The following is a 22,896-nucleotide window of genomic DNA, read 5'->3' as shown; positions in this document are numbered from 1 at the left end:
GCATGGTCGCCGTGGCCCGTCCTCACGCCGAAATCCGCGCCATGCGTCGCGACGACGTACCGATGGTGGCTGCGATGGAAGCCGCTTCCTACGATTTCCCCTGGACCGCCGGCATCTTCAGCGATTGCCTGAAGGCGGGGCATCCCTGCTGGGTGATGTGGGTGGAAGGCGTGATCGCCGGTTACGGCGTGCTGTCGGTGGCGGCAGGCGAGGCGCATGTGCTCAACGTTTGCGTAGGCCCGGATCACCGTGGCCTGGGGTTGGGCCGTTTCCTGTTCCGCCGCCTGCTCGACATCGCGCGCTGGAACGGAGCGGGCAGGGTGTTCCTCGAGGTTCGGCCGTCCAATCCGGTGGCGCAGAGCCTGTATCGCTCGATGGGATTCGAGGAGATCGGCCGGCGGCCGAAGTATTACCCGGCGAAGGATGGGCGCGAGGATGCCATCGTGATGGCGCTGGATTTGTTGCCGGCGCCCTGAGCTCGGCTTGCCCCTGACAGCTCTCGTCCGCGTTCGCCGGGCTGCCTCGGCGGCTTTCGGTTTGGCCGTACATCGCAAGCTGGCCTTGTGACCTGTCGCATGCCTTCGAACAGGTCTGCTATGTTTGGGACGGGGGGTGAGATGACGTGGTGAGGTGGCTGTAGCCGGCATGCATGGCCGGATATGGATCGACCTCCCGTGCCGTGTCTCGTGGGGGCTGTTCCCGGGAATCGTGGACTGAAACATATCGGCGCGGTGGCGCAAGCCGCACTCGCATGTTCGTTACGTGCGCGTGCTGTTTGTGCGACTGGGCGCAGGGCGTTGGACATCGTGCGGGGGCGGTGTCCTTGCGGCTTGGAGAGGGCCTCCGTCAGACAAGGATGAGCGCCAATGGAAGATACGAATACACGCAATCCGTATGAGGCTCCTTCAGCACCTTCGATGCCGCCAGGATTTCGGGCATCGGATGTGGATTTCGTCAAGGCGGAACGTGGAACGCGTTTCCTCGCCGTATTGCTGGACGGCCTGGTTTACGTCGGTGTGATGATTCCCTTTTTCATCATCGTTGCCGTCACGGGCGGCCTTAAGCGTTCGGCGGGCAGTGGGGGCATGTTCGCGGCGATCATGGCTCTCGGCGGTTTGGCCTTCCTTTGCCTGTTCATCTACAACCTCGTGCTGCTGAACCGCGAGGGGCAGACGCTGGGCAAGCGTTGGATGAAGGTGCGCATCGTGCGTTCCAACGGCGAGCGCGCCGGCCTGGGTCGCATCTTCTGGCTGCGCATGTTCGTGCCGGGCCTAATTGGCCGCATTCCTTTCGTGGGCGTGATCTTTGTCCTGGCGGACCCGCTTTTCATCTTTGGCGAAGAGCGCCGCTGCGTACACGACCTCTTGGCCGATACCGTTGTCGTGAACGCTTGATGCTCGACACCTATCGAGAAGTCGTCACTCCTGAAGGCGTGGTCCTGCAGCTGAGGCCTGCCGGGCCGGTGCCGCGTGCGCTGGCCTGGCTGATCGATGTGGCGATACGCATCGGCATCATGATGGTGGCGGGCATGGTGTTCGGCGTGCTCGGCAAGGCGGGCATGGGTTTTTACCTGATCGCCTTGTTCCTGGTGTGGTGGTTCTATCCCGTGGTGTTCGAAGCGCTATGGGCAGGGCGCACGCCAGGCAAGCGTGCATTGAATCTGCGTGCGATCTCCAGCAACGGCGGACCGTTGGGATGGCAAGCGGCGTTCACGCGCGATCTGTTGCGCGTCGTGGACATGCTCCCGATCTTCTATGCCACGGGCCTGGTGTCCTGCCTGCTTGACCCATGGGGGCGTCGGCTTGGCGACATGGTGGCCAATACCCTTGTAGTGCACGATGCTCCGCCCCGTGGACTGATGGAGGCCACCGCGGCCACGCCGATCCCCTTGACGGTGGTGCTGCGTCAACACGAGCAAGCCGCCCTGATTGCCTTTGCCGAACGTGCGCCCAGGCAAAGTCCGGCACGACGTGTGGAATTGGCTGACCTGGCCGAACCGTTGACGGGTTTGCGCGGCGAGGCGGGTGTCCATCAACTCTATGGCCTCGCCAACAGCCTGTTGGGCCGGAACGAATAAGGCGAACGCAGGGACGCGTGCAGATGAAGCAGGAGCTTTTCGTCCAACGGTACAAGCAAGAGTGGGACGCTTTCGAGCGTTGGCTGGACATGCGCGGGGAAAGCGCCAAAGAGTCGCGCTCGACGCGACGCCAATGGCATGGCCTGGCCGACACCGATATACCGGCACGTTACCGTCGCCTGTGCCAGCAATTGGCGTTGGCGCGGCGACGCGGTTATAGCCCGGTCCTGGTGGAGCGCCTGCAGCAATTGATGCAGCGCGGTCACACGCTGCTGTATCGCACGGCGCCGCCGCGTTGGCGTCGCCTGGTGATGTTTCTGCTGGCCGGGTTTCCGCGGCTGGTTCGCGAAGAACGATTCTGCATGGTGCTGTCGGCCGTCTTGTTCTGGCTGCCGCTGGTGGCCATCTTCATCGCCATGCAATACAGGCCGGAGCTTTCCTTCGCCTTGTTCGATGCTTCGACGCTGCACAAATTCGAGTCCATGTACGACCCGCATGACGCATCGCACGCGCTGGGTCGCGGCAGCGAAACCGATCTGGCGATGTTCGGGTTCTACATCTGGAACAACATCAGCATTGGATTCAAGACGTTTGCCAGCGGCCTGGCGGCAGGCATTGGCGCAGTCATCGTGCTGATTACCAACGGCGTCATGATCGGCGGCGTTGCTGGGCATCTGCAGGCGATAGGTTATGGCGATCCCTTTTGGCGCTTCGTCGCCGGTCATTCCGCCTTCGAGCTGACGGCCATCGTCATTGCCGGTGGCGCAGGGCTGCGCCTGGGATTGAATCTGATGGCTCCGGGACAACGCCGCCGGGTGGACGCACTGATTGACGGCGGACGTCGTGGTGCATTGCTTTGCGCAGGTGTCTTCGCCATGTTGTTGATGGCAGCCTTTATCGAGGCATTCTGGTCATCCATCGGATGGATGCCGGCGTGGATCAAGTACAGCGTGTCCGCCGTGCTGTGGTTGTCGGTGGGACTCTGGCTGTGGCGCGGTGGCCGTGGCGACGCCTATGACGAAACGGCAGGCGAGGGCGTGGCAAAGTGAGGATCGACGCGCTCACGGTCACCCTGCGGCCTCGCACCTCCTGGGAGGCGATCGAGCTTGGCATGGCGCTGACGCGGCGCTATGCCAAGGTCATCTGGGCATCCTGGCTGGCCTTTACGCTACCCGTGCTGCTGCTGGCCCATGGGGTGGGCTGGGCGCTGCATCGCTGGTGGATCGCGGGGCTGCTGATGTGGTGGCTGAAGCCGCTATTCGATCGCGTGCCCCTCTACGTGCTCTCCCGCGCCACCTTTGGCGACATTCCCTCGCTCCGGCAAACCTTGCTCGCGCAGCGGCGTTGGAGCGGCCGGTGGATGTGGTCTTACCTGACCGTGCGTCGCCTGGGTCCGGTGCGTGCCTTGTATCTTCCGGTGGACTTGCTGGAGGGCAGCACCGCCGAGCGCGCGCGTCTGCGACGCCAGGAAGTGGGTTCGTCGATCTACGGCATCAGTTTTCTGATGACGCTGATGTGCTGCCTGTTCAGCGCCGTGCTGCAAGTGGGGCTGGTGGGTGCGGCGCTGTTGTTCATTCCCAACGTTTACGTCTCGGAAGTGTTTCAGCATGCCAGTGCCGTGCTGAAGGCTTCGCCGTGGTGGCTGTTGATCACCATCAATATGACTTACTGGCTGGTGATGAGCCTGATCGAACCGTTCTACGTCGGCGCCGGGTTCGGCCTGTACATCAATCGCCGCACTCAGCTTGAAGCCTGGGATATCGAGTTGGCGTTCCGGCGCTTGCGGACGCGCTTGGCGCAGGCGGCATCGCTGTTGATCTGTCTCTTGGCACTAGGTCTCGCCATCGCACCGACGTCCGCCCGTGCATACGCCAAGACACAATCAACGACCACCGAGCCTACGGACATGCAGCAGATCTTCGGCGGGCAGAAGGTCGAGGGCGCCGCATTCCGGCGCGCGGCCGAGCATGCGTATGCCGACCCTACGTTGAATCCGAAGCAAAAGATCGTCAGTTGGAAGCCGCGCCACCCCGCACCTGAAAAGGAGGCCGAGATGCCGCCGTATCAGGGGCCCGATCTGTCAGGCTTGGGCAGCCTGGTCGCCGTGACGGGCAAGCTGCTGTTGTGGGGATTGCTGGCCGCCCTGGTGATTGCGCTGGCGCTCACCGCCAAGCGCTGGCTGCCGTGGTTTCGTGATGGCTTGCCGCGTGAAGCGGCCAAGGAGAACGAAGCCGTTCTGCGCAGCGAAGCGCCAGAGGTAGTGCCGTTGCCGGACAACGTGCCCGTTGCCATTCGACGCATGTGGTACGGCGGACGCCGGCGCGAAGCGCTTGCCCTGTTTTATCGCGCCACCGTCGACACCATGGTGGCGCAAACACACGTCATGCTCGTGCCCGGCGCCACGGAAGCCGAATGCCTGCGCGCGTCGCGCAAGCTGGCCGGTAGCGAGGATCGTGACGCCTTCGCTCGCGTGGTGCGCATGTGGCAATACGCGGCCTACGCGCAGACGTTTCCATCGACCGAGGCCTTTGAATCGCTGTTGGTCGAGTTGGTGCAACGCTTCGCGTGGAGCGCGCCGGCCGCGATCGTCGGCCCCATGGTGGCCACCCGATGACGCGCCTACGCATACCTTGGTGGGGGTGGGCCGGCGCCTTGCTGGCGGTGGCCTTGGTGGCCGGGTTTACCGTCTGGTGGCGCGCCAACTACGAGCGCGTCGAAACCCTGGTCGACAAGCCTCGTTCGGGCGAGGCACGCAACAATCCACTCTACGGATTGAAATTGACGTTGCGCGCCGATCACGTGCAGGTGGTGGACGACTCGCGTCCGGTTTGGGACGAGCGTCATGCGTTGGGCGACAAGGACACCGTGCTTGTGTTCAACGACGCCAGCAGCCTTTCCGGTGCCCAGGTCCAGCGTTTGGTGGATTGGGTGGAACGTGGAGGGCACCTGCTGATGAAGGCTCCGCTTGTATCGCCCACCGACTCCTCGTTGGCCGGCCGTCTGCACATCGTGGCCGGTAGCGCGGGACGATGCATGGTCCTGCGTGCTGCAGGCAAGGAGACCTCGACCCTGTTCTGCGGCAGCCGACGCTTTGCATGGTGGGGTGGGGAGTCCACGCCCTTGCTGAACTGGGAGGACGATGTCGGGAATCATGGAGACCGTCGCAGCGTCTATATGCGCCTCGCCGATGGCAAGGGCACGGTCGATGTGGTGTCCGACTTCGAGTTTCTGACCACCGCTGCACTCAGGCAGCCGTTGAACGCTGACTTCGCTCGCCAATTGTTGGCGCCGAACTATGGGGCTGGCACCGTCTATCTGGTTCACGATCTGGCGATGCCTTCGTTTTGGGGCACGCTATGGCGTGAATACTGGATGGCATGGGCGCCATTGCTGTTGCTGTTGTTGGGCTGGCTCTGGCAACGGATGCAGCGTTTTGGCCCGCTGTTGCCGACGCCGAACATCGAGCGTCGTTCGCTGCTCGAGCATATCGATGCCAGCGGCCAGCACCTCTATCGCTACGGTTACGCGAACCGTTTGTATGACGCCGTTCGCCATACCTTCCTGGTGCGTCTGCGCGCGCGCGATCCGCAAACGGCGGCCTTGGGCACGCCCCTGCAGGCGGCATGGCTGGCCGAGCGTTGTGGCGAGTCCGCCAGTCAGATCCAGGAAGCGCTGGAGGCGACGGCCATGCCCGAACCCGCGCAGTTCCGCACGCGCGTGGCGCTGCTGATCCGTTTGCGCAATCAACTGCGCTGAACCCATCCGACTTCATGTGAGCCTTGACGAGCCCCGCCTATGAAACTTGATATCGCACAACCTCTTGTTCCGATGACTGGTGCCGAGTTGACCGAGCGTGCGGCAGCCGTGCGCGAGGAGGTGGGCAAGGTCTTCATCGGACAGGCCGACGTGCTCGACCAGATCCTGATCGCGTTGTTGGCCGGCGGCCATGTGTTGATCGAAGGTGTGCCCGGCCTGGGCAAGACCTTGCTGGTGCGCGCCTTGTCGCGTGCGCTCGATTGCGGCTATGCACGCGTGCAGTTCACGCCGGACCTGATGCCCAGCGACATCAGCGGACATGCGGTGTGGGATCCGAAAACCGAAACCTTCACCATTCGTCGCGGCCCGGTGTTCACCAATCTGCTGCTCGCGGACGAGATCAATCGTGCGCCTGCCAAGACCCAGTCGGCGTTGCTGGAAGCCATGGCGGAGCTGCAGGTCACCATCGAAGGCGAGAGCGTGTCGCTGCCGCCGCCGTTCCTCACGCTGGCCACGCAGAATCCTGTGGAGCAGGAGGGCACCTATCCGCTGCCGGAAGCGCAGCTCGATCGCTTCCTGCTCAAGGTGCTGATCGACTATCCCTCGCACGCCGACGAGAAGCGCATGGTGGCGACGGTGAGCCGGGGCAGTGCGTCGGAGTTCGATCTCTCGCAGATCCGCCAGGTCGTGCGGCCGGAGGAAATCGTGGCCATGCAGCTGGGCACCGCGCAGACGACGATGGACGACGAGGTGATCGATTACGCCGTGCGCATCGTGGCGGCAACACGCAAGCACCCCGGCATCGCCATGGGCGCCGGGCCACGCGGCAGCCTTGCACTGGTGCGCGCCGCACGTGCGCAGGCGGTATTGGCGGGCCGCGACTTTGTCACGCCGGACGACGTGCGCGAAATCGCCAAGCCGGCCCTGCGCCATCGCATTGCGCTCGCACCGGAGCTGCAAATCGAAGGACAGACCACCGACGCCGTGTTGCATGCACTGCTGGCGAAAGTGGAAGCGCCCCGCAAGTGATGCTCCCGAGGCTTGATCAGTGAACGCCCGCGCCCATCCCGCATCGCCGCGCCAGCGAAGCCTGCCGCGCCCCTCATCGTGGGCGCTGGCGCTGCTGGTGCCATGGGCGGCGCTGGGATTCGTCGTGGCGCTGGACGTGCTCCCGGCGGATGTCTGGCTGGCAGGAGGCGGTTGCCTGCTTGCGGTGCTGATGCTGGATGGTGCGCGCCTGATGCGAAGCGCGACGCCGGATGTCCAACGCGAACTGGCGGATACCTGGCCGATCGGCGTGGAGCGCCCGGTACGTTTGAGTCTGCAAAGCAGCATGCGGCGTCAGCGCGTGGACGTGTTCGATCTGCATCCGGGTGGCTGGAGCATGCGCGGCCTGCCCCGGCAGCTGCGACTCGAACGCGGCGAGGTGGTTTCGTTCGATTACCACCTCTGCGCGAAAGAGCGCGGCGACTTCGCTTTTGATGGCGCGCATGTGCGTCTGCACTCGCCCTGGCGACTGTGGCGGCAACGGCGCACGAGTGGTGCGGCACAGGTCGTGCGCGTCTTTCCCAATTTCGCTCCGCTGGCCAAGTTCGCCATGTTCAGCGCCGATCAGGCGTCGCGCATCGTCGGTGCGCACGTCAAGCGGCGGCGTGGCGAAGGTACCGATTTCCACCAGATGCGCGAGTATCGGGTGGGCGACAGCCTGCGACAGATCGACTGGAAAGCGAGCTCGCGCGTGCGCCGCCTTATCTCGCGCGAATACCAGGACGAAAAGAATCAGCAGCTCATCCTGATGCTCGATACCGGGCGCCGCCTGATGGCGCGCGAAGGCGAGCTGGCTCATTTCGACCATGTGCTCGATGCGGCGCTGGTAGTGGCATATCTGGCCTTGCGCCAAGGCGATGCCGTGGGCTTGCTTGCCAGTGGCGGGGCAGGGGCATGGGTTCCCCCGCGCCGCGGCGTCACGGCGATCGACGAACTGTTGCGCGCGAGTTATGGATTGCAGCCGCAACCGGTAGCCACGGATTTCCTGGCGGCGGCGACGGAAGTGTTCCTGCGTCAGCGGCGCCGGGCGCTGGTGATGCTGGTGACCAATCTGCGCGACGAGGACATGGACGACCTGCTCGCGGCCGTCGACATGCTGCGCAAGCGGCATCTGGTTTGCGTGGCGAGCCTGCGCGAGTCCGCCCTGGACAGTGCGCTGTCGCAGCCGGTGGACGACATGGGCACCGCGATTCGCGCGGGCTCCATTGCGCAATATCTGGAACAACGTCGCGCGGCGCACGAGGCGTTGCGCAGCCACGGCGTGATGGTGCTGGACGTGATGTGCGACCAGCTGGCCGGATCGCTGGTGGAAAAGTATCTGTCCGTAAAACGCGACGGGTTGCTGTAAACGGAGCGTGGCATGCGAGCTGCTCCTCCCTCTCATCGACGTGGATGAGAGGGAGGGCTATACGTTCGCGTTGGGCGTTACAGCAGCCGGGTCAACCCAGCTTCTGGGCCTGCTCACGCAGGGCCGTCAACTGCACGCCCCAGTCGGCGATGCGCTGGCGCTCCTGCGCAACGACTTCCGCCGGCGCATTGGCGACGAAGTTGGCATTGCCCAGCTTGCCTTCGCACTTCTTGATCTCGCCTTCGATGCGCGAGATTTCCTTGGACAAGCGTGTTTTCTCCGCGCCCAGATCGATCAGGCCAGCAAGCGGAATCAGCACGCGCATCGAACCCACCACGGCCGCGGCAGCGGCGGGTTCATCAGCGCCCGACTCGATCCATTGCGGCGCATCCACGCGAGCGAGGAAGCTGATCTGCGCAGCGAACTTGGCCGTGCGGGCACGATCGCCCGCATCGCCGTCGGCGAGCAGCAGCGGAATGGTCTTGCCCGGTGCGATGTTCATTTCCGCACGGATGCGACGGATGCCGCTCAGCACATTCTTGAACCATTCGATTTCAGCGGTGGCGGCATCATCGGCGACGATGTCCTCGGCCTTCGGCCACGGACGCTCCAGCAAATACTTCTCGCTCAATGCGAGCTTCGGTGCGACCGAATGCCAGATCTCTTCACTGATGAACGGCACGATGGGATGTAGCGCGCGCAGGATGGTTTCGAGCACCACGACCAGCGTGTGGCGCGTGGATGCCGCGGCGGTGGCGTCATCGCCATTGAGCGCCGGCTTCGAAAGCTCCAGGAACCAGTCGCAGAACTCGTTCCAGGTGAACTCGTACAACGCCTGCGCGAGCAGGTCGAAGCGGTAGCTGGCGAAGTGCTGCTCGACGTCGGTGAGCGTCTGCTTGAGGCGCGTGAGAATCCAGCGCTCCGCTTCCGTCGCCGGGCCGTTCGCGGGTGCGGACAACTCGCCTTCGGGCAGATTCATCAGCACGAAGCGCGCGGCGTTCCACAGCTTGTTGCAGAACGCCTTGTAGCCTTCGGCACGCTTGATGTCGAAGTTGATCGTGCGGCTATAGCTGGCGAGCGCAGCAAAGGTGAAGCGCAGCGCGTCGGTGCCGATAGCGGGAATGCCGCTCGGGTAATCCTTGCGGATGCGCTTTTCGACCTTCTCGCGCACCTGCGGAATCAGCAGCGATTTGGTGGACTTGGCCACCAGCGGTTCCAGCTCGATGCCGTCGATCAGGTCCAGCGGATCGAGCGTATTGCCCTTGGACTTGGACATCTTCTGGCCTTCCGCATCACGCACGATGGCGTTGATGTAGACGTGCTTGAACGGCACGCGACCGGTGAAGTACTTGGTCGCCATCACCATGCGCGCGACCCAGAAGAAGATGATGTCGAAGCCCGTGACCAGCACGGCGCTGGGCAGGAACACGTTGTCGTGTTCCCAGTTGGCGACGACGTTGCCGTGCTCGTCCTTCACCGGGCCGTCCATCGGCCAGCCCAGCGTGGAGAACGGCCACAGCGCGGAGGAGAACCACGTGTCGAGCACGTCGTCGTCCTGGCGCAGCGCGCCGACGGGCGCGGTGGTGGCGTGCGCACGTGCGTCGGCTTCGTCTTCGCCCACGAAGATGTTGCCCGCTTCGTCATACCACGCCGGGATGCGGTGGCCCCACCACAGCTGGCGGCTGATGCACCAGTCCTGGATGTTGTCCAGCCATTGGGTGTACGTGGTGCTCCAGTTTTCCGGCACGAACTTCACTTCGCCCGAGCGCACGGCGTCGAGCGCGGGTTCGGTGATTTCCTTGCGGCCACCTGGACGTCCATCTGGCTGCGCGTCGCTAGTCAGGTCGAGGAACCACTGGTCGGTGAGCATCGGCTCGATCACCGCATCCGAACGCTGGCTCACCGGCACCTGCAGCTTGTGCGCCTTGGTTTCGACGAGCAGGCCTTCGGCTTCCAGATCGGCGAGCACGGCTTTGCGTGCTTCGTAGCGATCCATGCCGCGGTATTTCTCGGGCGCGTTCTCGTTGACCTTCGCGTCCAGCGTGAAGATGTTGATCGGCGCGAGGTGGTGGCGCTGGCCGATGGCGTAATCGTTGAAGTCGTGCGCGGGCGTGATCTTCACGCAGCCGGTGCCGAATTCGCGATCGACGTAGTCGTCGGCGATCACCGGAATCTCGCGGCCGCTCAGCGGCAGGCGCAGCGTGGTGCCGATGAGGTGCGTGTAGCGCTCGTCTTCCGGATTCACCGCCACGGCGACGTCGCCCAGCATGGTTTCCGGACGCGTGGTGGCCACCACGACGCTGTCCTTGCCGTCGGCGGTGGGGTAGCGGATCGACCACATATGGCCGTCGCGCTCCACGTTGTTCACTTCCAGATCGGAGACGGCCGTGCCCAGCAGCGGATCCCAGTTCACCAGGCGATTGCCGCGGTAGATCAGGCCGGCGCGGAACCACTCCACGAACACCTTGCGCACGGCGGCCGACAGACCCTCGTCCATGGTGAAGCGTTCGCGCGACCAATCCGCAGCAGCGCCGATGCGGCGCATCTGGTTGGTGATGGTGGAGCCGGACTCTTCCTTCCACTGCCACACGCGTTCGACGAACGCTTCTCGGCCCAGGTCGTGGCGCGTCTTGTTTTCAACGGCGAGCTGGTTCTCCACGATCTTCTGCGTGGCGATGCCGGCGTGATCCGTGCCCACCTGCCACAGCGTGTTCATGCCACGCATGCGCTGGTAGCGGATCAGCATGTCCATCACGGTCTGCTGGAACGCATGGCCCATGTGCAGGGTGCCGGTGACGTTCGGCGGCGGCAGCAGGATGCAGTAGGGCTCGCCCTGGCCGGACGGCTTGAAGTCGCCGCTGGCTTCCCAGGCGGCATACCACTTCGATTCGATCTGGCCGGGTTCGAAACTCTTGTCCATCGGGGGCTCGCGTGTGCGCGCCGGGGTGGGCGCGTGGGGATTGACGGTAAAGGGTCGATTGTACGGGCGGGGGCGCTGGGGTGCCATTTTTCGGCCGCTCAGGGCCCGTGAGGCCCTTTTCCCCGCTATTCCAGCAAGCTATGGCAGCCGGATTTTCCGGCTGCGCTTTAGGTGGCCGTTTGGCGAGGGGCGGCCGCGCCAGCCAGCAGCGCGGCCGCCCGGATCGCGGGCGGCCAACGCGTGTTCAGCCGTTCGTCTTGCGTGTTGAGCCGCAGATCAGGCGCCGACTTTGGGCCCGGCTGTCATGGCGGGGGCGGTATCCAGCCAGGACAGGTCCATGCCGTCGCGCTCGGTGGATGCCGGCTCCGGGTTGGCGTGCTGGCGTTCCTGCAGGCGGGTGAGGCCCAAGACAACAGACAGGAAGAGGCAGCTGGCGACGATCCCCAATAGCTCCGACGCCATGGAGAGCTGGGTCTGCTGAATCAGCGACTCGATGCTGCCGGTGGACTTGGCCGTACGGAAGTTGGCGTAGCCGACAAAATTGTCGAGCAGCCAGAATCCCCACCACCAGCGCAGCAGCGCGGGCACTTGGGTTTTCTTCTGCCATTGCCCTGGCAGGCTGCTGGCGCGCCAGATCTGCGACATCGCGCGAAATGGCCGCACGAGGTTCACGAACGGAATGGCATACGAGCCCACCGCCAGGCCGGGCGAGTCGTCCAGGCCTTGCGCGCCAAGGGCGCGTGCATTGCATGCGGCGCGGTAGATCCACATGCCTGCAGGGATATACGTTGCCAGCAGCAGAATGCCGAACAGGCCGGCCAGCAAGGCCACGATGCGGTCGCTTTGCGTGGCCGCTGCCAGCATCTCCTCACGCGATGCGAATGCCTTGTCGGCCATCTGTTGCAGTACGTGCCATTGATTGCCCTGTGCAACCACCAGGCCCAGCGTGAGCACGATCAGGCCGATGATCATGCCTCGAACCACATTGGCCAACCGCCGTGGCGAGCGATAGACGTAGTCGGTCTTCCCACTATCCGTTTTTGCGACCGAACTCTGCGGAGCCCGGTAGAGGTTCTCTTCGTTTGTATCGGTTACCCGTGCCATTCCTTGCTCCCCTGTTCCTCGTTGACTAGCGCTTCCCGTAAGCGTGCACCTCGTCTACCAGCACCTTCACGTGCTCCGGATTCACTTCCGGGGTAATCCCGTGGCCCAGGTTGAACACATGGCCAGGGTGGTTGCCGTAGCTGTCCAGCACACGGCGGACCTCGCGGCGGATCACCTCGGGGTCGGCCAGCAGGATGGCCGGGTCCAGGTTGCCCTGCAAGGCCACGCGGCCGCCCACGGCCTGGCGGGCATCGGCGAGGTCGACGGTCCAGTCCACGCCCAGTGCGGCGCAGCCCGTGTCGGCCATGGTGGACAGGTGCTGGCCAGCGCCCTTGGAGAACAGGATCACCGGCAATTCGCGGCTGGCCGGGTGTGCCTTCAGCGCGTCGACCACCTGGGCCATGTAGCGCAGGGAGAATTCGCGGAACGGTGCCGGGCCGAGCAGGCCGCCCCAGGTGTCGAAGATCATCAGCGCCTGTGCACCGGCCGACGCCTGGGCGATCAGATAGGCCGCCACCGATTGGGCCAGCGTGTCGAGCAACTGGTGGGCGAGCGCGGGCTCGCTCCAGCACATGGCCTTCAGGCGGGCGAAGTCGCGCGAGCCCTGGCCTTCCACCATGTAGCAGGCCAGCGTCCACGGGCTGCCAGAGAAGCCGATGAGCGGCACGCGGCCGTGCAGCTCCCTGCGGATCACGCGCACGGCGTCCATCACGTAGCGCAGCTCGCTCTCCATGTCGGGCACGCCGAGTTTCTCGACGTCGGCCCTGGTGCGCACGGGATGGGCGAACTGCGGGCCCTCGCCGGTGGCAAAGCTCAGGCCCAGCCCCATGGCATCGGGAATGGTGAGGATGTCGGAGAACAGGATGGCCGCGTCCAGATCGAAGCGTTCCAGCGGCTGCAGCGTCACTTCGCAGGCCAGCTCCGGGCTCTGCGCCAGCGCCATGAAGCTGCCGGCGCGGGCGCGGGTGGCGCGGTATTCCGGCAGATAGCGGCCGGCCTGGCGCATCACCCATACGGGCGTGGTGTCGGTGGCCTCGCGGCGCAGGGCGCGCAGGAAGCGGTCGTTCTGGAGGGTTCTTTCGGTCATGGGGTGTCCGTAGGGGGAAGCGAGGGGAGAGGAGTGAGAAGTGAGAGAGGGCGAAAGGCGGCCGGCATTTCTCTCACTTCTCGCTCCTCTTCACTCACTACTTACCCATAAGGGCCATCCTGGCCCTGGCTGAACATCACGCGGAAGCCGCGCTTGATTTGCGCGTCGCGCGCTTTCTCGAATGCAGCCAGCGCGTCGTCGCGTTCCAGGAACTGCTCGCGCTTGAGCGTGGCCTTGCCGCCTTGCACGCCCGATTCGCGATACAGCGTCCAGCCGCCCAGCAAATCCTGCTCCAGCGCAATCTGGACATAGCGCGGCGCCTCGGCGGTGGCGGTCATGGCTTGCAGGTAAAGGCGCATGGATGTCGGGTTCGAGGAAAAGGGCAGCGGAGCCGCAAGCCTCGCATTCTAGAAGGCCAGACGCCCGGTAGCGAGCGCGACGGGGTCGCAGGCGTGCGTCAGGTGTGGCGGGTATGCGCCTGAAGTACGGCAAGAACATCGTGTTCGTCCACGCCGCCGACGATTTCCGCACGACCCACGCCATGCCACAGGATCAACCGCAGCGTGCCCGCGAGGTTCTTCTTGTCCAGCCGCATCAGCGCGAGCAACTGCCCGGGGTCCATGCCGGCGGGAATCGTCGTGGGCAAGCCCATGGCATCGAGCAGGCGACGCAGGCGCTGCGTATCGGCCGCTTCGCTCATGCCCAGCCGTTCGGACAATCGGGCCGCCAACAGCATGCCTACCGCCACGCCTTCGCCGTGCAGCAGCACCTTGTATTTGCCCGCCGTCTCCAGCGCATGGCCAAAGGTATGGCCGAGATTGAGCAGGGCGCGCTCGCCCTGTTCGGTTTCGTCGCGTGCGACCACGCCGGCCTTGTACTGCACCTTGCGCGCAATGGCTTCGATCAGAGGCGCGGTTTCGCGTGCATTCAACGCAGCGGCATTTGCTTCCAGCCACGCGAAGAACGCCGGGTCGCCAATCGCCGCGCCCTTCACCACTTCGGCAAGGCCGGCGCGGTATTCGCGCTCAGGCAAGGTGACGAGCGTATCGGTATCGGCGATCACCGCGCGCGGCTGGTGGAACGCACCCACCAGGTTCTTGCCGGCCGGCAGGTTCACACCCGTCTTGCCGCCCACGGAGGAATCGACCATGGACAGAAGCGTGGTCGGCATCTGGATGAAATCGATACCGCGCATCCAACAGGCCGCGCTGAAACCGGCGAGATCGCCCACCACGCCGCCACCCAGCGCCACCACGCAGGCGTCGCGCGTGGCACCCAGTTGCGCGAGTGCTTCCAGCGCGCGGCCAACGTTGGCAAACGTCTTGTGCGCTTCGCCGTCGTCGATCAGGAACGACGACCACTGGAGCCCGTCCAGCCCATGCGCCACACGCTCCAGATACAGCGGCGCCACGGTGGTGTTGCTGATCACCAGCGCGTGTCGGCCACGCAAGGCGGCCCGCCAGCGCGCGCGATCGTTGAGCAGCCCGGGGCCGATCCACACCGGATAGCTGCGTTCGCCGAGAGCGACGTCGATGGTGCGGGGCGAGGCGTGCGAGGTCGTGGTCATGCGGCTACCGTTGCCAATGCTGGTCGATCAGAAGAATGCTGCGCGCGCTGGCAGCCTGTACGGTTTCGTGCGCGCCGGGAATGGCGAGATCCGCGATTTCCCCGTACAGCGAGGTGCGCCGTTCCGCCATGGCGGTCAGGCGCTCGGCGCGATCGGCGCCGGCGAGCAGCGGGCGCTGACGATCCTGCGCCAGGCGTTCCAGTTGCTGTTCCAGCGTGGCCTGCAGCCACAACACGTAACCCCGCTCGGCAAGCAGGCGGCGATTGGCCGGATCGAGCACGGCGCCCGCGCCGGTGGCCATCACCACGCCGCTGCGCCGGCTCGATTCCTCAAGCAAGGCGCTTTCGCGTTGCCGGAAGCCCGCCTCGCCCTCGATTTCGAACACGGTGCTCACCGGCACGCCGCAGACGCGCTCGATCTCCTGGTCGATATCGATGAAGCTCAGCCCATAATGGTCCGCCAGCCGACGCCCGATGGACGTCTTGCCGGCGCCGGTGGGCCCGACGATGAACAGGTTGCACGATGGATTCATGGGTAAATGCTAACAGGCGCGAAAGCGCGCAGTGGTGCCAATGGCCGGAGAGCATGCCATGAGTGCGCGCGTATTGATTGCCGGCGCGGGCGACGTGGGGCTGCGCGTGGCGCGCCTGCTCCAGGCGCGTGGCGACCAGGTGTGGGCGCTGCGGCGCGGCGTGCCCGCAGGTGATGACGGCATCCGGTGGATACAGGGCGACCTCACCCGGCCCGAAACCTTGCGATCGCTGCCCGCAAACATCACGCACATCGTGTACCTGCCCACGCCCGATGCGCGCGACGAGGCGTTGTATCGCGCGGTCTTCGTGGACGGCCTGCGGCATGTGCTGGATGCGGTGGACGCGCGGGCATTGCAGCGCCTGCTGTTCGTGTCCTCCAGCGCCGTCTACGGCGAGCACGGCGACGCATGGGTCGACGAACACACGGCGCCTGCACCACCCGGCTTCAACGGTCGCGTGCTGCTGGAGGCCGAACGTTACGCGGGCGACAACGCGCCGTCGGTGGCATTGCGGCTTGCCGGTCTCTACGGCCCCGGTCGCATGCAGCTGATCGAGCGCCTGCGCAGCGGGGTGGTGCGCGTGCCACGCAAGAACGTGCACTGGGCCAACCGTATCCACGTGGACGACGCGGCAGCAGCCATCGTGCACTTGCTGTTCCTGCCGGACGTGTCGCCGCTCTATCTTGGTGTTGACGACACGCCGTTGCCGCTTGACGTTCTTTATGACGATCTCGCGCGACGCGTGCACGCGCCATTGCCTGCCGAAGGCGATGCCCCGCCCGGCGTCGGCAGCAAGCGCCTGAGCAACGCGCGCTTGCGTGCCAGCGGCTTCGTGCCGCAATGGCCCGATGCGCGCGAAGGCTACGCCGCGTTGCTGGACGGCGAGGCTTGAGCCACGATTCAGGCGTGCCGATCAATGAAGATCCCATCGCCGTGACATTCAACCTACCCCGGAGAGCGCTTCATGCCCACTAACGTATCGCTCCATATGGTCACCACCGGCAACGAATTGCCAGGCCATCGCATCGTGCGCCCGATGGGCATCGTGCGCGGCATCACCGTGCGTTCGCGCAGCGTGGTCGGCAATCTTGGCGCTGCGTTGCAGACGCTGGTGGGCGGCAACATCACCATCTATACCGAGCTATGCGAGAAGGCGCGCGAAGAGGCGTTCGAGCTGATGCTGCGCCATGCGGCGGAACGCGGCGCGAACGCCGTGATCGGCATGCGCTACGACGCCAACGACGTGGCCGAAGGCGTGACCGAAGTACTGGCCTATGGCACGGCGGTGCAGGTCGAGCCGGTCGGCTAGGAGCCTGTTTAAGGTTTCCGCGTGACCCGCGCCGAGAGCTGTTTGGCCGCAGGGCAAGGAAGAGGGAAGGAGTGTACGTCCGTACACGACTGAGCGATGACGCCGTCCTGTGGGCAAACAGACTCGGCCCGCAGGGTTGTTCTTGAGTGGCCGCTCGGTGGTCACACTACGCACTACCATCGGCAGGCCAATCAAGAACAACGCGGGTTAGGCGGAGACCTTAAACAGGTTCCGATGCTCAGCTGTGGTTGAGGGCGATGACGTGACGGTCATCGTCGTACTCCACCGACGTGTCGGCCTGCTCGGCCAGCGTGGCGAGCGCGTGACGGCTCAGTCGTTCGTAGTGGGCGAGGAAGCGCGCCATGGTGTCGGCGTCCATCGCCAGCGGGGCGTGACGGGCCAGCAGTTCTTCTTCCTGTTCGCTGCGCCACTTGCGCACGATTTCCCAATTGGGTGCTTGCAACACGATCAAGGCATCGAGCTTGCGCCACAACGGCTGATAAGCGCGTAGCTGCTTGTTGACCCAGTGGCGCCAGACGCCCTCGGGGTCTTCATCGCGTTCCAGCACATTGACCGGTTCTTCCAGCGCCGACTGCAACTGCGGCCTCAGCCCCAGCGCCCAACCTTCCAGGATGACCAGCTTGGGCGGGCGGATGACCTTGGGCCATTTCGATGGCGCAACGCGTGTGTCGCGGCCCTTGTCGAAGCGCGGGTAGCTCACCGGCAGCTTGTCGGAAGCTTGCGGCAAGGCGGCCAGCACGGAGAGCAGCAGTTCGATTTCGTGCGTGCCCGGCACGCCGCGCGTGCGTAGCAGCGGATGGACCTGGTGAGCAAGGACTTCACGTTCGCTTCGCGAATAATAGAAGTCGTCGAGCGACAACACCTCCGTGGGCCAGCCGCGGATTTCGGCCTGGGCCTTCATCTCGCGCGCCAGCGTGCTCTTGCCGCTGCCCTGGAGGCCGGAAAGCCCAAGCACATAGGGCCGCCGGGCGCGGGCAATGCGGCCGGCGTACTGGTCGAGCAAATGGCCGGCCAGGGTGGAATTCTGCGTGCTAGCATCTGGAGACATTTCGCCATGATGGCGTGCGCGAGCCACGATTCAAGACCCCCATGCTGAAACCTGAAATTCTTGACACTTTTGTGCAACTGCTGGACGAGGCCGTTGCGGCGGGGGAACCCGAGCCCACGTCCATGAACCTGGCCACCGTCGACGCGGCCGCTCGCGTGAGCTCGCGCATCGTGCTACTCAAGGGCGCCGACGAGCGCGGCTTCCGCTTCTACACCAATTACGAAAGCGACAAGGGCGGCCAGCTCGAGGCGCATCCGCAAGTGGCGCTGTGCTTCCACTGGAAGCGGCTGCGCAACGCGGTGCAGGTGCGTGTGGAAGGCGTGGCGCGCAAGCTGCAGCCGGAGGAATCGGATGCGTACTTCGCCACGCGTGCGCGCGAGAGCCAGCTGGGTGCGTGGGCGTCGCTGCAATCGCAGACTTTGCCCGATCGCGACACCTTCGAGCAGCGCTATGCGCGCTACGAACACGAATTCGAAGGCCGCGACGTGACGCGTCCGCCACACTGGGGCGGTTACGTGGTGGAGCCTGACATGGTGGAGTTCTGGTACGGCGCCGAGTTCCGGTTGCACGAACGCGTGCGCTGGAGCCGTCACGGCCAGACCTGGACGAGCCGTCTGCTGTACCCCTGACAACCCGAGGCCATTCGGAGGCTTCCCGCATGCGTGCAGCGCCCGCTGATCATGTCGCCCAGAATGGCTTTGTCGTGCACACGCGCGGCCGTGGCTTCACCGAGATCACCGACAAGGTGAACGAGGTGGTGACCGCCAGCGGTGTGCACACGGGCATCGCCCATGTTTTCAGCCTGCATACCAGTTGCTCGCTGCTGATCAGCGAGAACGCCGACCCTGCCGTGCGCGACGATCTTGAACGCTGGTTTTCACGCGCCGTCCCTGACGGCGACACGATTTTTCGTCACGACGAGGAAGGCCCGGACGACATGCCGTCACACGTGCGTGCCATTCTTACTGGCGTCAGCCTTGTCGTGCCGGTGCATGCGGGAAAGCCGCAGCTCGGCACGTGGCAAGGGATTTATCTATGGGAACACCGGCTCGATCCGCACCAGCGCAAGATCACGGTGACCGTGTTGGGACATTGAAGGCGTGAGCACGATTCGCAGCAACACCGATCACTTTCCGCAGCGCATCGTCTGCCTGACCGAAGAACCCACCGAAGTGCTTTATGCACTGGGCGAGGAGCACCGCATCGTCGGCATCTCCGGCTTCACCGTGCGTCCGCCGCGGGCGCGCAAGGAAAAGCCCAAGGTATCGGCCTTCACCAGCGCGAAGATCGACGAGATCCTCAAGCTCGAACCGGACTTCGTGGTGGGCTTCTCCGATATCCAGGCCGATATCGCGCGCGAGCTGATCAAGGCCGGCGTGGAAGTATGGATCAGCAACCACCGCAGCGTGGAAGGCATCCTCGCGTATATTCGCCGCCTGGGTGCGATGGTCGGCGCGTTCGACAAGGCCGACGCGTATGCGCGCAAGGCGGAGGAGCAGATCGCACGTATCGAAGCGGCAGCGGCTGGGTTCACGCGGCGTCCGAAGGTGTACTTCGAGGAATGGGACGATCCGTTGATCACCGGCATCCGCTGGGTGGCGGAGTTGGTTCGCATCGCCGGCGGCGAGGATGTGTTTCCGCAGATGTCGGGCGAGTCGCTCGCTAAGCACCGCATCCTGGCCGACCCCAACGACGTCGTGCGCGCGGCGCCGGACATCATCCTGGGCTCATGGTGCGGGAAGCGGTTTCGGCCTGAGCGGGTGGCGGCGCGCGAAGGATGGGATGCGATTCCTGCCGTGCGCACTGGCGATCTGTATGAGATCAAGTCGCCGATCATTCTGCAGCCAGGGCCGGCGGCGTTGTTTGATGGGTTGGATGCGATGCATGGGATTTTTGCGGAGTGGAACGCGAAGAGGCGCGTGTGAAGCGCTCGGTGTCTTAGCGTTGCCGCGACCTGGCTCACCTCCGGCGGGCTTCCGTCCTTCTGCCGAAGGCCGGGTTACTTTCTCTTGCTTGCCCAAGAGAAAGTAACCACCGAGATGGTGGCAATGCCAAAAGAAACGTAACCCCGGATGACGTACCTTCCGTCCTTTAGGACGGAAGGTACGCGGTCGAGTTGCGGGGTTTTTCGACAGGACATCCGTGTCCTGTCGAAAAACTGGCCGCATCCCTGCGGCCACCCTGCGGGCTTTCCTCCACCCGCCCGCCGCTGTCATACGGGGACTCCGTAGAGCAAAGAGCAAAGCTCGAAGTGGCGATGTATTCGCGAGCACCCGCCCCCTCTCCACCGTAAAGGTGGCAATGCCCCGGCCCTCTCCCGCAAGGGGAGAGGGAGAAGTGTGATGTAGTGGCAACCATGGACTGCGACGACAACCAAGGCCGATGCGAAGCGAGGCTCCGCCTTAAGTCCTCTGCGATTCGGGCGCGTTGCGTAGCGCTTGGGTGTACCCGCTGTGTGGCCTCCCATAGGTGTCCCGCCACAACCATCCTCGAGCGTTCGGGCTTATCCCTGCACGATGCTGCGAGCCTTTGCTCTAAAGGCCATTTTCTTTGGGTTACTTTTCTTTTGGGCCAGCAAAAGAAAAGTGACTCGAGCGGCGGCAGCCGATCGAAACGCTCGCTGCGTAGGCGGCCCGGTCGCGGCAGCGACACAAAAGCGCGATTAGACGTGATCGCGTCAACCTAATACCGAGGCGCTGGATGACCAGCCATCCGGCTGTTGAAAAGCGCCTCCTGCTTTCGCAGGAATGACGAGCTAAGAGGCGGCCGCTGTAGGGCGCCTTTGCTCTTGCCTCATTGGGAGCTCGCAGGAATGACGAGCAAAACAGACTCATGGCCCTTGCCCCATTCCGGAGCTCGCCAGAACAACAAGTACGTGCACTCACCGCAACCCTCTCCCCACATGGAGAGAGGGTCCAGAGCATCAATTACCAGATCTTCACCCGCTGATTCTCCGGCCGCCACATCGGCTGTCCCTGCTTCACATCGAACGCCTCATAGAAATCCGGCACATTCGACAGCGGCCCATTCACGCGCCACTTTGCAGGCGCATGCACATCGGAAAGCAACCCGGTGCGCAATTGCTCCTCGCGTTCCTGCGACAGCCAGCCCAGCGCGTAGCCGAGGAAGAAACGCTGCATCGGCGTGTAGCCGGCGATCTTCTCGCCCTTCTTGTATTGCTCGGTTTTCTTGAAGGCGTCGATGCCGATCATGATGCCGCCGAAGTCGGCGATGTTTTCGCCGAGGCTGGCTTCGCCATTGATGTGGATGCTGGGCAACGGTTCGTACGCGTTGAACTGCTTGACCATCACGTCGGCGCGCTGCTTGAAGCGGGCGGCGTCTTCCTTGGTCCACCAGTCGACCAGGTTGCCCTTGGCGTCGTACTGGCGGCCTTCGTCGTCGAAGCCGTGGGTGATTTCGTGGCCGATGGTGGAGGCGGCCACGTAGCCGTAGACCACGGCGTCATCGATCTGGTTGTCGGCGAAACCCGGGATCATGAACTGCGCGGCGGGCAACACGATTTCGTTGTTCGAGGGGTTGTAGTACGCGTTGTACGTCTGCGGCGTCATCTCCCACTCGTTGCGATCCACCGGCTTGCCGAACTTGCTGATCATGTCTTCGGTCTGCCAGCGCGTGGCATTCATCATGTTTTGCGCGTACGAGGTGCGGCCGATGGTGAGCTTGGAGTAATCCTTCCACTTGTCCGGGTAGCCCACTTTCTTGGTGACGGCGGCAAGCTTCTCGTGCGCCTTCGCCTTGGTCGCGGGACTCATCCAGTCGAGCTTGTCGATGCGTTCGCCGTAAGCGGTGCGGATGGCTTCCACCATCGCGTTGTAACGCTGCTTGGAGGCTTCGGAGAAGTAATCCTTGACGTAGATGCGGCCGAGGATCATGCCCAGCGCCTTGTTCTCCGCGCGCAACGCACGCTTCCAGCGCGGTTTCTGCTCGGCCTGGCCGTTGAGCGTGTGGCCATAGAAATCGAAGTGCTCGTTGTCGAAATCCGCGCTGAGGTAGCTGGCGTAGGTATCGACCAGATGCGCGCGCATGTAGTCGCGAATCACCGGCGTTGGCGTCTTGGCCAGCAGCGCCTGCAGGCCGCTGAAGAATTCCGGCTGGCCCACGATCACCGTGCTGGCCGGCAGCTTCCATCCGGCGAGGCGTGTGTTCCAGGCGATTGCGGGCGTGTACTTCGTCGTCAGATCCGCCGGCGCCATCTTGTTGTAGTTCTTCTCGGGATCGCGCAGGTCGGCGAGCGGGCGCGAGACCTTGGCAAGCGCGGTTTCCAGCGCCATGACCTGCTTGGCGCTGTTGGCCGCTTCCGCGTCGCTCTTGCCGAGCATGCGGAAGGTGCGGTGCAGGTGTTCCACGTACGCGTCGCGTACCTTGGCAACACCCTTTTCCTTGTTGAAGTAGTAGTCGCGCTCCGGCAGGCCAAGACCGCCCTGCCACAGGTGCACGGCCATCACGTCGCTCTGCTTTTCATCCTGCTGCACCGAGAAGTCGAAGAACGGGCCCACGCCCAGCAATTGCAGCGCGAAGGCCTCGTCGAGCGCCGAGTTCACGTCGTGCACGGCATCGATGCGCGCCAGTTCGCCGTTCAACGGCGTGATGCCGAGCTTGTCGGCCAGGGCCTGGTCCATGGCGGTGGTCCAGAAATCACCGATCTTTTGTTCATCGCTGCCGGGAGCCGCGTTCTTGGTGGCCGCAGCGTCCTCGCTGATCTTGCGCAGCTTCGCGTACAGCTCGTCCTGCACCACCTGGCCGATGCCCCATTGCGATTCCTCGGGCGGGATCGGATGCGCCTTCAGCCATGCGCCGTTGGCGAATTCGAAGAAGTCGTCGCCGGGCTTTACCGAGGTGTCGATGTGATCGGCCACTACGTCAGGCGTAGTGGCCGTGGGCGCCGGTGCGGTAGTGGCGGCATAGGCGCCACCGACGGAGGCAGCGGCAAGCGCCAGCACGAGCAGACGACGGGGCAGGGTGGGCAAGATCGCTTTCATGCGGTGAGTTCTCCAGAAGAGAGATTTGACATGATGATGAACCGCACAAGGCTCGGAGCTCGACGATGCATGTCGATGCC

At 64.3% G+C, this 22,896-nt stretch carries 21 protein-coding genes; 13 read left to right on the top strand and 8 right to left on the bottom strand.

Annotated features, from left to right (window positions below; all coding sequences use genetic code 11):
* Positions 1-2 precede the first annotated feature (2 nt).
* The 8 genes from rimI to ABIC75_RS11725 all read left to right on the top strand — a co-directional run bounded on the left by rimI (position 3) and on the right by ABIC75_RS11725 (position 8,228).
* On the top strand, positions 3-476 hold the full coding sequence (rimI, locus tag ABIC75_RS11760; RefSeq protein ID WP_354014042.1) for a ribosomal protein S18-alanine N-acetyltransferase: 474 nt from the start codon (positions 3-5) through the stop codon (positions 474-476).
* A gap of 390 nt (positions 477-866) precedes the next feature.
* On the top strand, positions 867-1,394 hold the full coding sequence (locus tag ABIC75_RS11755) for an RDD family protein (RefSeq protein ID WP_354014041.1): 528 nt from the start codon (positions 867-869) through the stop codon (positions 1,392-1,394).
* Complete coding sequence (locus ABIC75_RS11750) at positions 1,394-2,077, top strand: RDD family protein (protein ID WP_354014040.1); 684 nt, start codon at positions 1,394-1,396, stop codon at positions 2,075-2,077. The genes ABIC75_RS11755 and ABIC75_RS11750 overlap by 1 nt, the downstream gene beginning before the upstream one ends.
* Before the next feature lie 23 nt (positions 2,078-2,100).
* Positions 2,101-3,126, top strand: coding sequence for a stage II sporulation protein M (locus ABIC75_RS11745; RefSeq protein WP_354014039.1), 1,026 nt, complete (start codon positions 2,101-2,103; stop codon positions 3,124-3,126).
* Between the two features lie 62 nt (positions 3,127-3,188).
* Positions 3,189-4,691: a DUF4129 domain-containing protein gene (locus tag ABIC75_RS11740; protein ID WP_354014038.1), complete on the top strand. Its 1,503-nt coding sequence runs from the start codon at positions 3,189-3,191 to the stop codon at positions 4,689-4,691.
* Positions 4,688-5,833: a DUF4350 domain-containing protein gene (locus ABIC75_RS11735; protein ID WP_354014037.1), complete on the top strand. Its 1,146-nt coding sequence runs from the start codon at positions 4,688-4,690 to the stop codon at positions 5,831-5,833. The genes ABIC75_RS11740 and ABIC75_RS11735 overlap by 4 nt, the downstream gene beginning before the upstream one ends.
* Positions 5,834-5,872: 39 nt before the next feature.
* On the top strand, positions 5,873-6,862 hold the full coding sequence (locus tag ABIC75_RS11730; RefSeq protein ID WP_436407911.1) for an AAA family ATPase: 990 nt from the start codon (positions 5,873-5,875) through the stop codon (positions 6,860-6,862).
* A 19-nt stretch (positions 6,863-6,881) separates the two neighbouring features.
* Positions 6,882-8,228 carry a DUF58 domain-containing protein gene (locus ABIC75_RS11725; RefSeq protein WP_354014036.1) on the top strand — a complete coding sequence of 449 codons (1,347 nt, stop codon included), beginning with the start codon at positions 6,882-6,884 and terminating at the stop codon, positions 8,226-8,228.
* Positions 8,229-8,319: 91 nt separating this feature from the next.
* Here ABIC75_RS11725 and ABIC75_RS11720 read toward each other — a convergent pair whose 3' ends face one another.
* The 6 genes from ABIC75_RS11720 to ABIC75_RS11695 all read right to left on the bottom strand — a co-directional run bounded on the left by ABIC75_RS11720 (position 8,320) and on the right by ABIC75_RS11695 (position 15,438).
* Positions 8,320-11,148, bottom strand: a complete 2,829-nt coding sequence (locus ABIC75_RS11720) for a valine--tRNA ligase (RefSeq protein WP_354014035.1) — start codon at positions 11,146-11,148, stop codon at positions 8,320-8,322.
* Between the two features lie 276 nt (positions 11,149-11,424).
* A complete protein-coding gene (locus ABIC75_RS11715) occupies positions 11,425-12,252 on the bottom strand; it encodes a DUF4328 domain-containing protein (protein WP_354014034.1) in 828 nt (275 codons plus the stop codon).
* Between the two features lie 25 nt (positions 12,253-12,277).
* Complete coding sequence (hemE, locus tag ABIC75_RS11710) at positions 12,278-13,339, bottom strand: uroporphyrinogen decarboxylase (RefSeq protein WP_354014033.1); 1,062 nt, start codon at positions 13,337-13,339, stop codon at positions 12,278-12,280.
* 101 nt (positions 13,340-13,440) lie between these two features.
* Positions 13,441-13,698, bottom strand: coding sequence for a WGR domain-containing protein (locus ABIC75_RS11705; RefSeq protein WP_354014032.1), 258 nt, complete (start codon positions 13,696-13,698; stop codon positions 13,441-13,443).
* Positions 13,699-13,796: 98 nt separating this feature from the next.
* Positions 13,797-14,906 carry a 3-dehydroquinate synthase gene (gene aroB, locus ABIC75_RS11700; RefSeq protein ID WP_354014031.1) on the bottom strand — a complete coding sequence of 370 codons (1,110 nt, stop codon included), beginning with the start codon at positions 14,904-14,906 and terminating at the stop codon, positions 13,797-13,799.
* 4 nt (positions 14,907-14,910) lie between these two features.
* Positions 14,911-15,438, bottom strand: a complete 528-nt coding sequence (locus tag ABIC75_RS11695; protein WP_354014030.1) for a shikimate kinase — start codon at positions 15,436-15,438, stop codon at positions 14,911-14,913.
* Between the two features lie 58 nt (positions 15,439-15,496).
* Here ABIC75_RS11695 and ABIC75_RS11690 point away from each other — a divergent pair, with 58 nt between their 5' ends.
* Positions 15,497-16,330, top strand: coding sequence for an NAD-dependent epimerase/dehydratase family protein (locus ABIC75_RS11690; RefSeq protein ID WP_354014029.1), 834 nt, complete (start codon positions 15,497-15,499; stop codon positions 16,328-16,330).
* Positions 16,331-16,402: 72 nt separating this feature from the next.
* Entirely contained in the window at positions 16,403-16,747 is a 345-nt protein-coding gene (locus tag ABIC75_RS11685; protein WP_354014028.1) for a YbjQ family protein, read from the top strand.
* A gap of 238 nt (positions 16,748-16,985) precedes the next feature.
* Here the strand turns inward: ABIC75_RS11685 and ABIC75_RS11680 are convergent, their stop codons facing one another.
* Positions 16,986-17,816 (bottom strand): kinase, encoded by an 831-nt coding sequence (locus ABIC75_RS11680; RefSeq protein WP_354014027.1) that lies wholly within the window; start codon positions 17,814-17,816, stop codon positions 16,986-16,988.
* A 41-nt stretch (positions 17,817-17,857) separates the two neighbouring features.
* Here ABIC75_RS11680 and pdxH point away from each other — a divergent pair, with 41 nt between their 5' ends.
* From pdxH to ABIC75_RS11665, 3 genes are read left to right on the top strand one after another with little or no spacing between them, the layout of a single operon-like run.
* Positions 17,858-18,445: a pyridoxamine 5'-phosphate oxidase gene (pdxH, locus tag ABIC75_RS11675; RefSeq protein WP_354014026.1), complete on the top strand. Its 588-nt coding sequence runs from the start codon at positions 17,858-17,860 to the stop codon at positions 18,443-18,445.
* Between the two features lie 29 nt (positions 18,446-18,474).
* Positions 18,475-18,912, top strand: coding sequence for a secondary thiamine-phosphate synthase enzyme YjbQ (locus ABIC75_RS11670; protein ID WP_354014025.1), 438 nt, complete (start codon positions 18,475-18,477; stop codon positions 18,910-18,912).
* A gap of 4 nt (positions 18,913-18,916) precedes the next feature.
* A complete protein-coding gene (locus ABIC75_RS11665; RefSeq protein ID WP_354014024.1) occupies positions 18,917-19,741 on the top strand; it encodes a cobalamin-binding protein in 825 nt (274 codons plus the stop codon).
* 1,002 nt (positions 19,742-20,743) lie between these two features.
* Here ABIC75_RS11665 and ABIC75_RS11660 read toward each other — a convergent pair.
* The gene (locus ABIC75_RS11660) at positions 20,744-22,816 is read right to left on the bottom strand and encodes a M13 family metallopeptidase (RefSeq protein WP_354014023.1); all 2,073 of its coding nucleotides are present in this window, start codon (positions 22,814-22,816) and stop codon (positions 20,744-20,746) included.
* Between the last annotated feature and the right edge of the window lie 80 nt (positions 22,817-22,896).

It is taken from the genome of Dyella japonica (assembly GCF_040545895.1).
Classification (GTDB): Bacteria; Pseudomonadota; Gammaproteobacteria; order Xanthomonadales; family Rhodanobacteraceae; genus Dyella; species Dyella japonica_D.
The sequence above is the reverse complement of the archived record's forward strand: the minus strand, read 5'-3'. Positions and strand labels throughout refer to the sequence as shown.

Bases quoted from the DNA above. Each gene is read 5' to 3' on its own strand.
- ABIC75_RS11720 (WP_354014035.1), bottom strand. From the start codon at position 11,148: ATGGACAAGAGTTTCGAACCCGGCCAGATCGAATCGAAGTGGTATGCC.
- ABIC75_RS11695 (WP_354014030.1), bottom strand. From the start codon at position 15,438: ATGAATCCATCGTGCAACCTGTTCATCGTCGGGCCCACCGGCGCCGGC.
- aroB (WP_354014031.1), bottom strand. From the start codon at position 14,906: ATGACCACGACCTCGCACGCCTCGCCCCGCACCATCGACGTCGCTCTC.
- ABIC75_RS11705 (WP_354014032.1), bottom strand. From the start codon at position 13,698: ATGCGCCTTTACCTGCAAGCCATGACCGCCACCGCCGAGGCGCCGCGC.
- rimI (WP_354014042.1), top strand. From the start codon at position 3: ATGGTCGCCGTGGCCCGTCCTCACGCCGAAATCCGCGCCATGCGTCGC.
- ABIC75_RS11680 (WP_354014027.1), bottom strand. From the start codon at position 17,816: ATGTCTCCAGATGCTAGCACGCAGAATTCCACCCTGGCCGGCCATTTG.
- hemE (WP_354014033.1), bottom strand. From the start codon at position 13,339: ATGACCGAAAGAACCCTCCAGAACGACCGCTTCCTGCGCGCCCTGCGC.
- ABIC75_RS11690 (WP_354014029.1), top strand. From the start codon at position 15,497: ATGAGTGCGCGCGTATTGATTGCCGGCGCGGGCGACGTGGGGCTGCGC.
- ABIC75_RS11745 (WP_354014039.1), top strand. From the start codon at position 2,101: ATGAAGCAGGAGCTTTTCGTCCAACGGTACAAGCAAGAGTGGGACGCT.
- ABIC75_RS11735 (WP_354014037.1), top strand. From the start codon at position 4,688: ATGACGCGCCTACGCATACCTTGGTGGGGGTGGGCCGGCGCCTTGCTG.
- ABIC75_RS11750 (WP_354014040.1), top strand. From the start codon at position 1,394: ATGCTCGACACCTATCGAGAAGTCGTCACTCCTGAAGGCGTGGTCCTG.
- ABIC75_RS11715 (WP_354014034.1), bottom strand. From the start codon at position 12,252: ATGGCACGGGTAACCGATACAAACGAAGAGAACCTCTACCGGGCTCCG.
- ABIC75_RS11755 (WP_354014041.1), top strand. From the start codon at position 867: ATGGAAGATACGAATACACGCAATCCGTATGAGGCTCCTTCAGCACCT.
- pdxH (WP_354014026.1), top strand. From the start codon at position 17,858: ATGCTGAAACCTGAAATTCTTGACACTTTTGTGCAACTGCTGGACGAG.
- ABIC75_RS11685 (WP_354014028.1), top strand. From the start codon at position 16,403: ATGCCCACTAACGTATCGCTCCATATGGTCACCACCGGCAACGAATTG.
- ABIC75_RS11670 (WP_354014025.1), top strand. From the start codon at position 18,475: ATGCGTGCAGCGCCCGCTGATCATGTCGCCCAGAATGGCTTTGTCGTG.
- ABIC75_RS11740 (WP_354014038.1), top strand. From the start codon at position 3,189: ATGGCGCTGACGCGGCGCTATGCCAAGGTCATCTGGGCATCCTGGCTG.
- ABIC75_RS11730 (WP_436407911.1), top strand. From the start codon at position 5,873: ATGAAACTTGATATCGCACAACCTCTTGTTCCGATGACTGGTGCCGAG.
- ABIC75_RS11660 (WP_354014023.1), bottom strand. From the start codon at position 22,816: ATGAAAGCGATCTTGCCCACCCTGCCCCGTCGTCTGCTCGTGCTGGCG.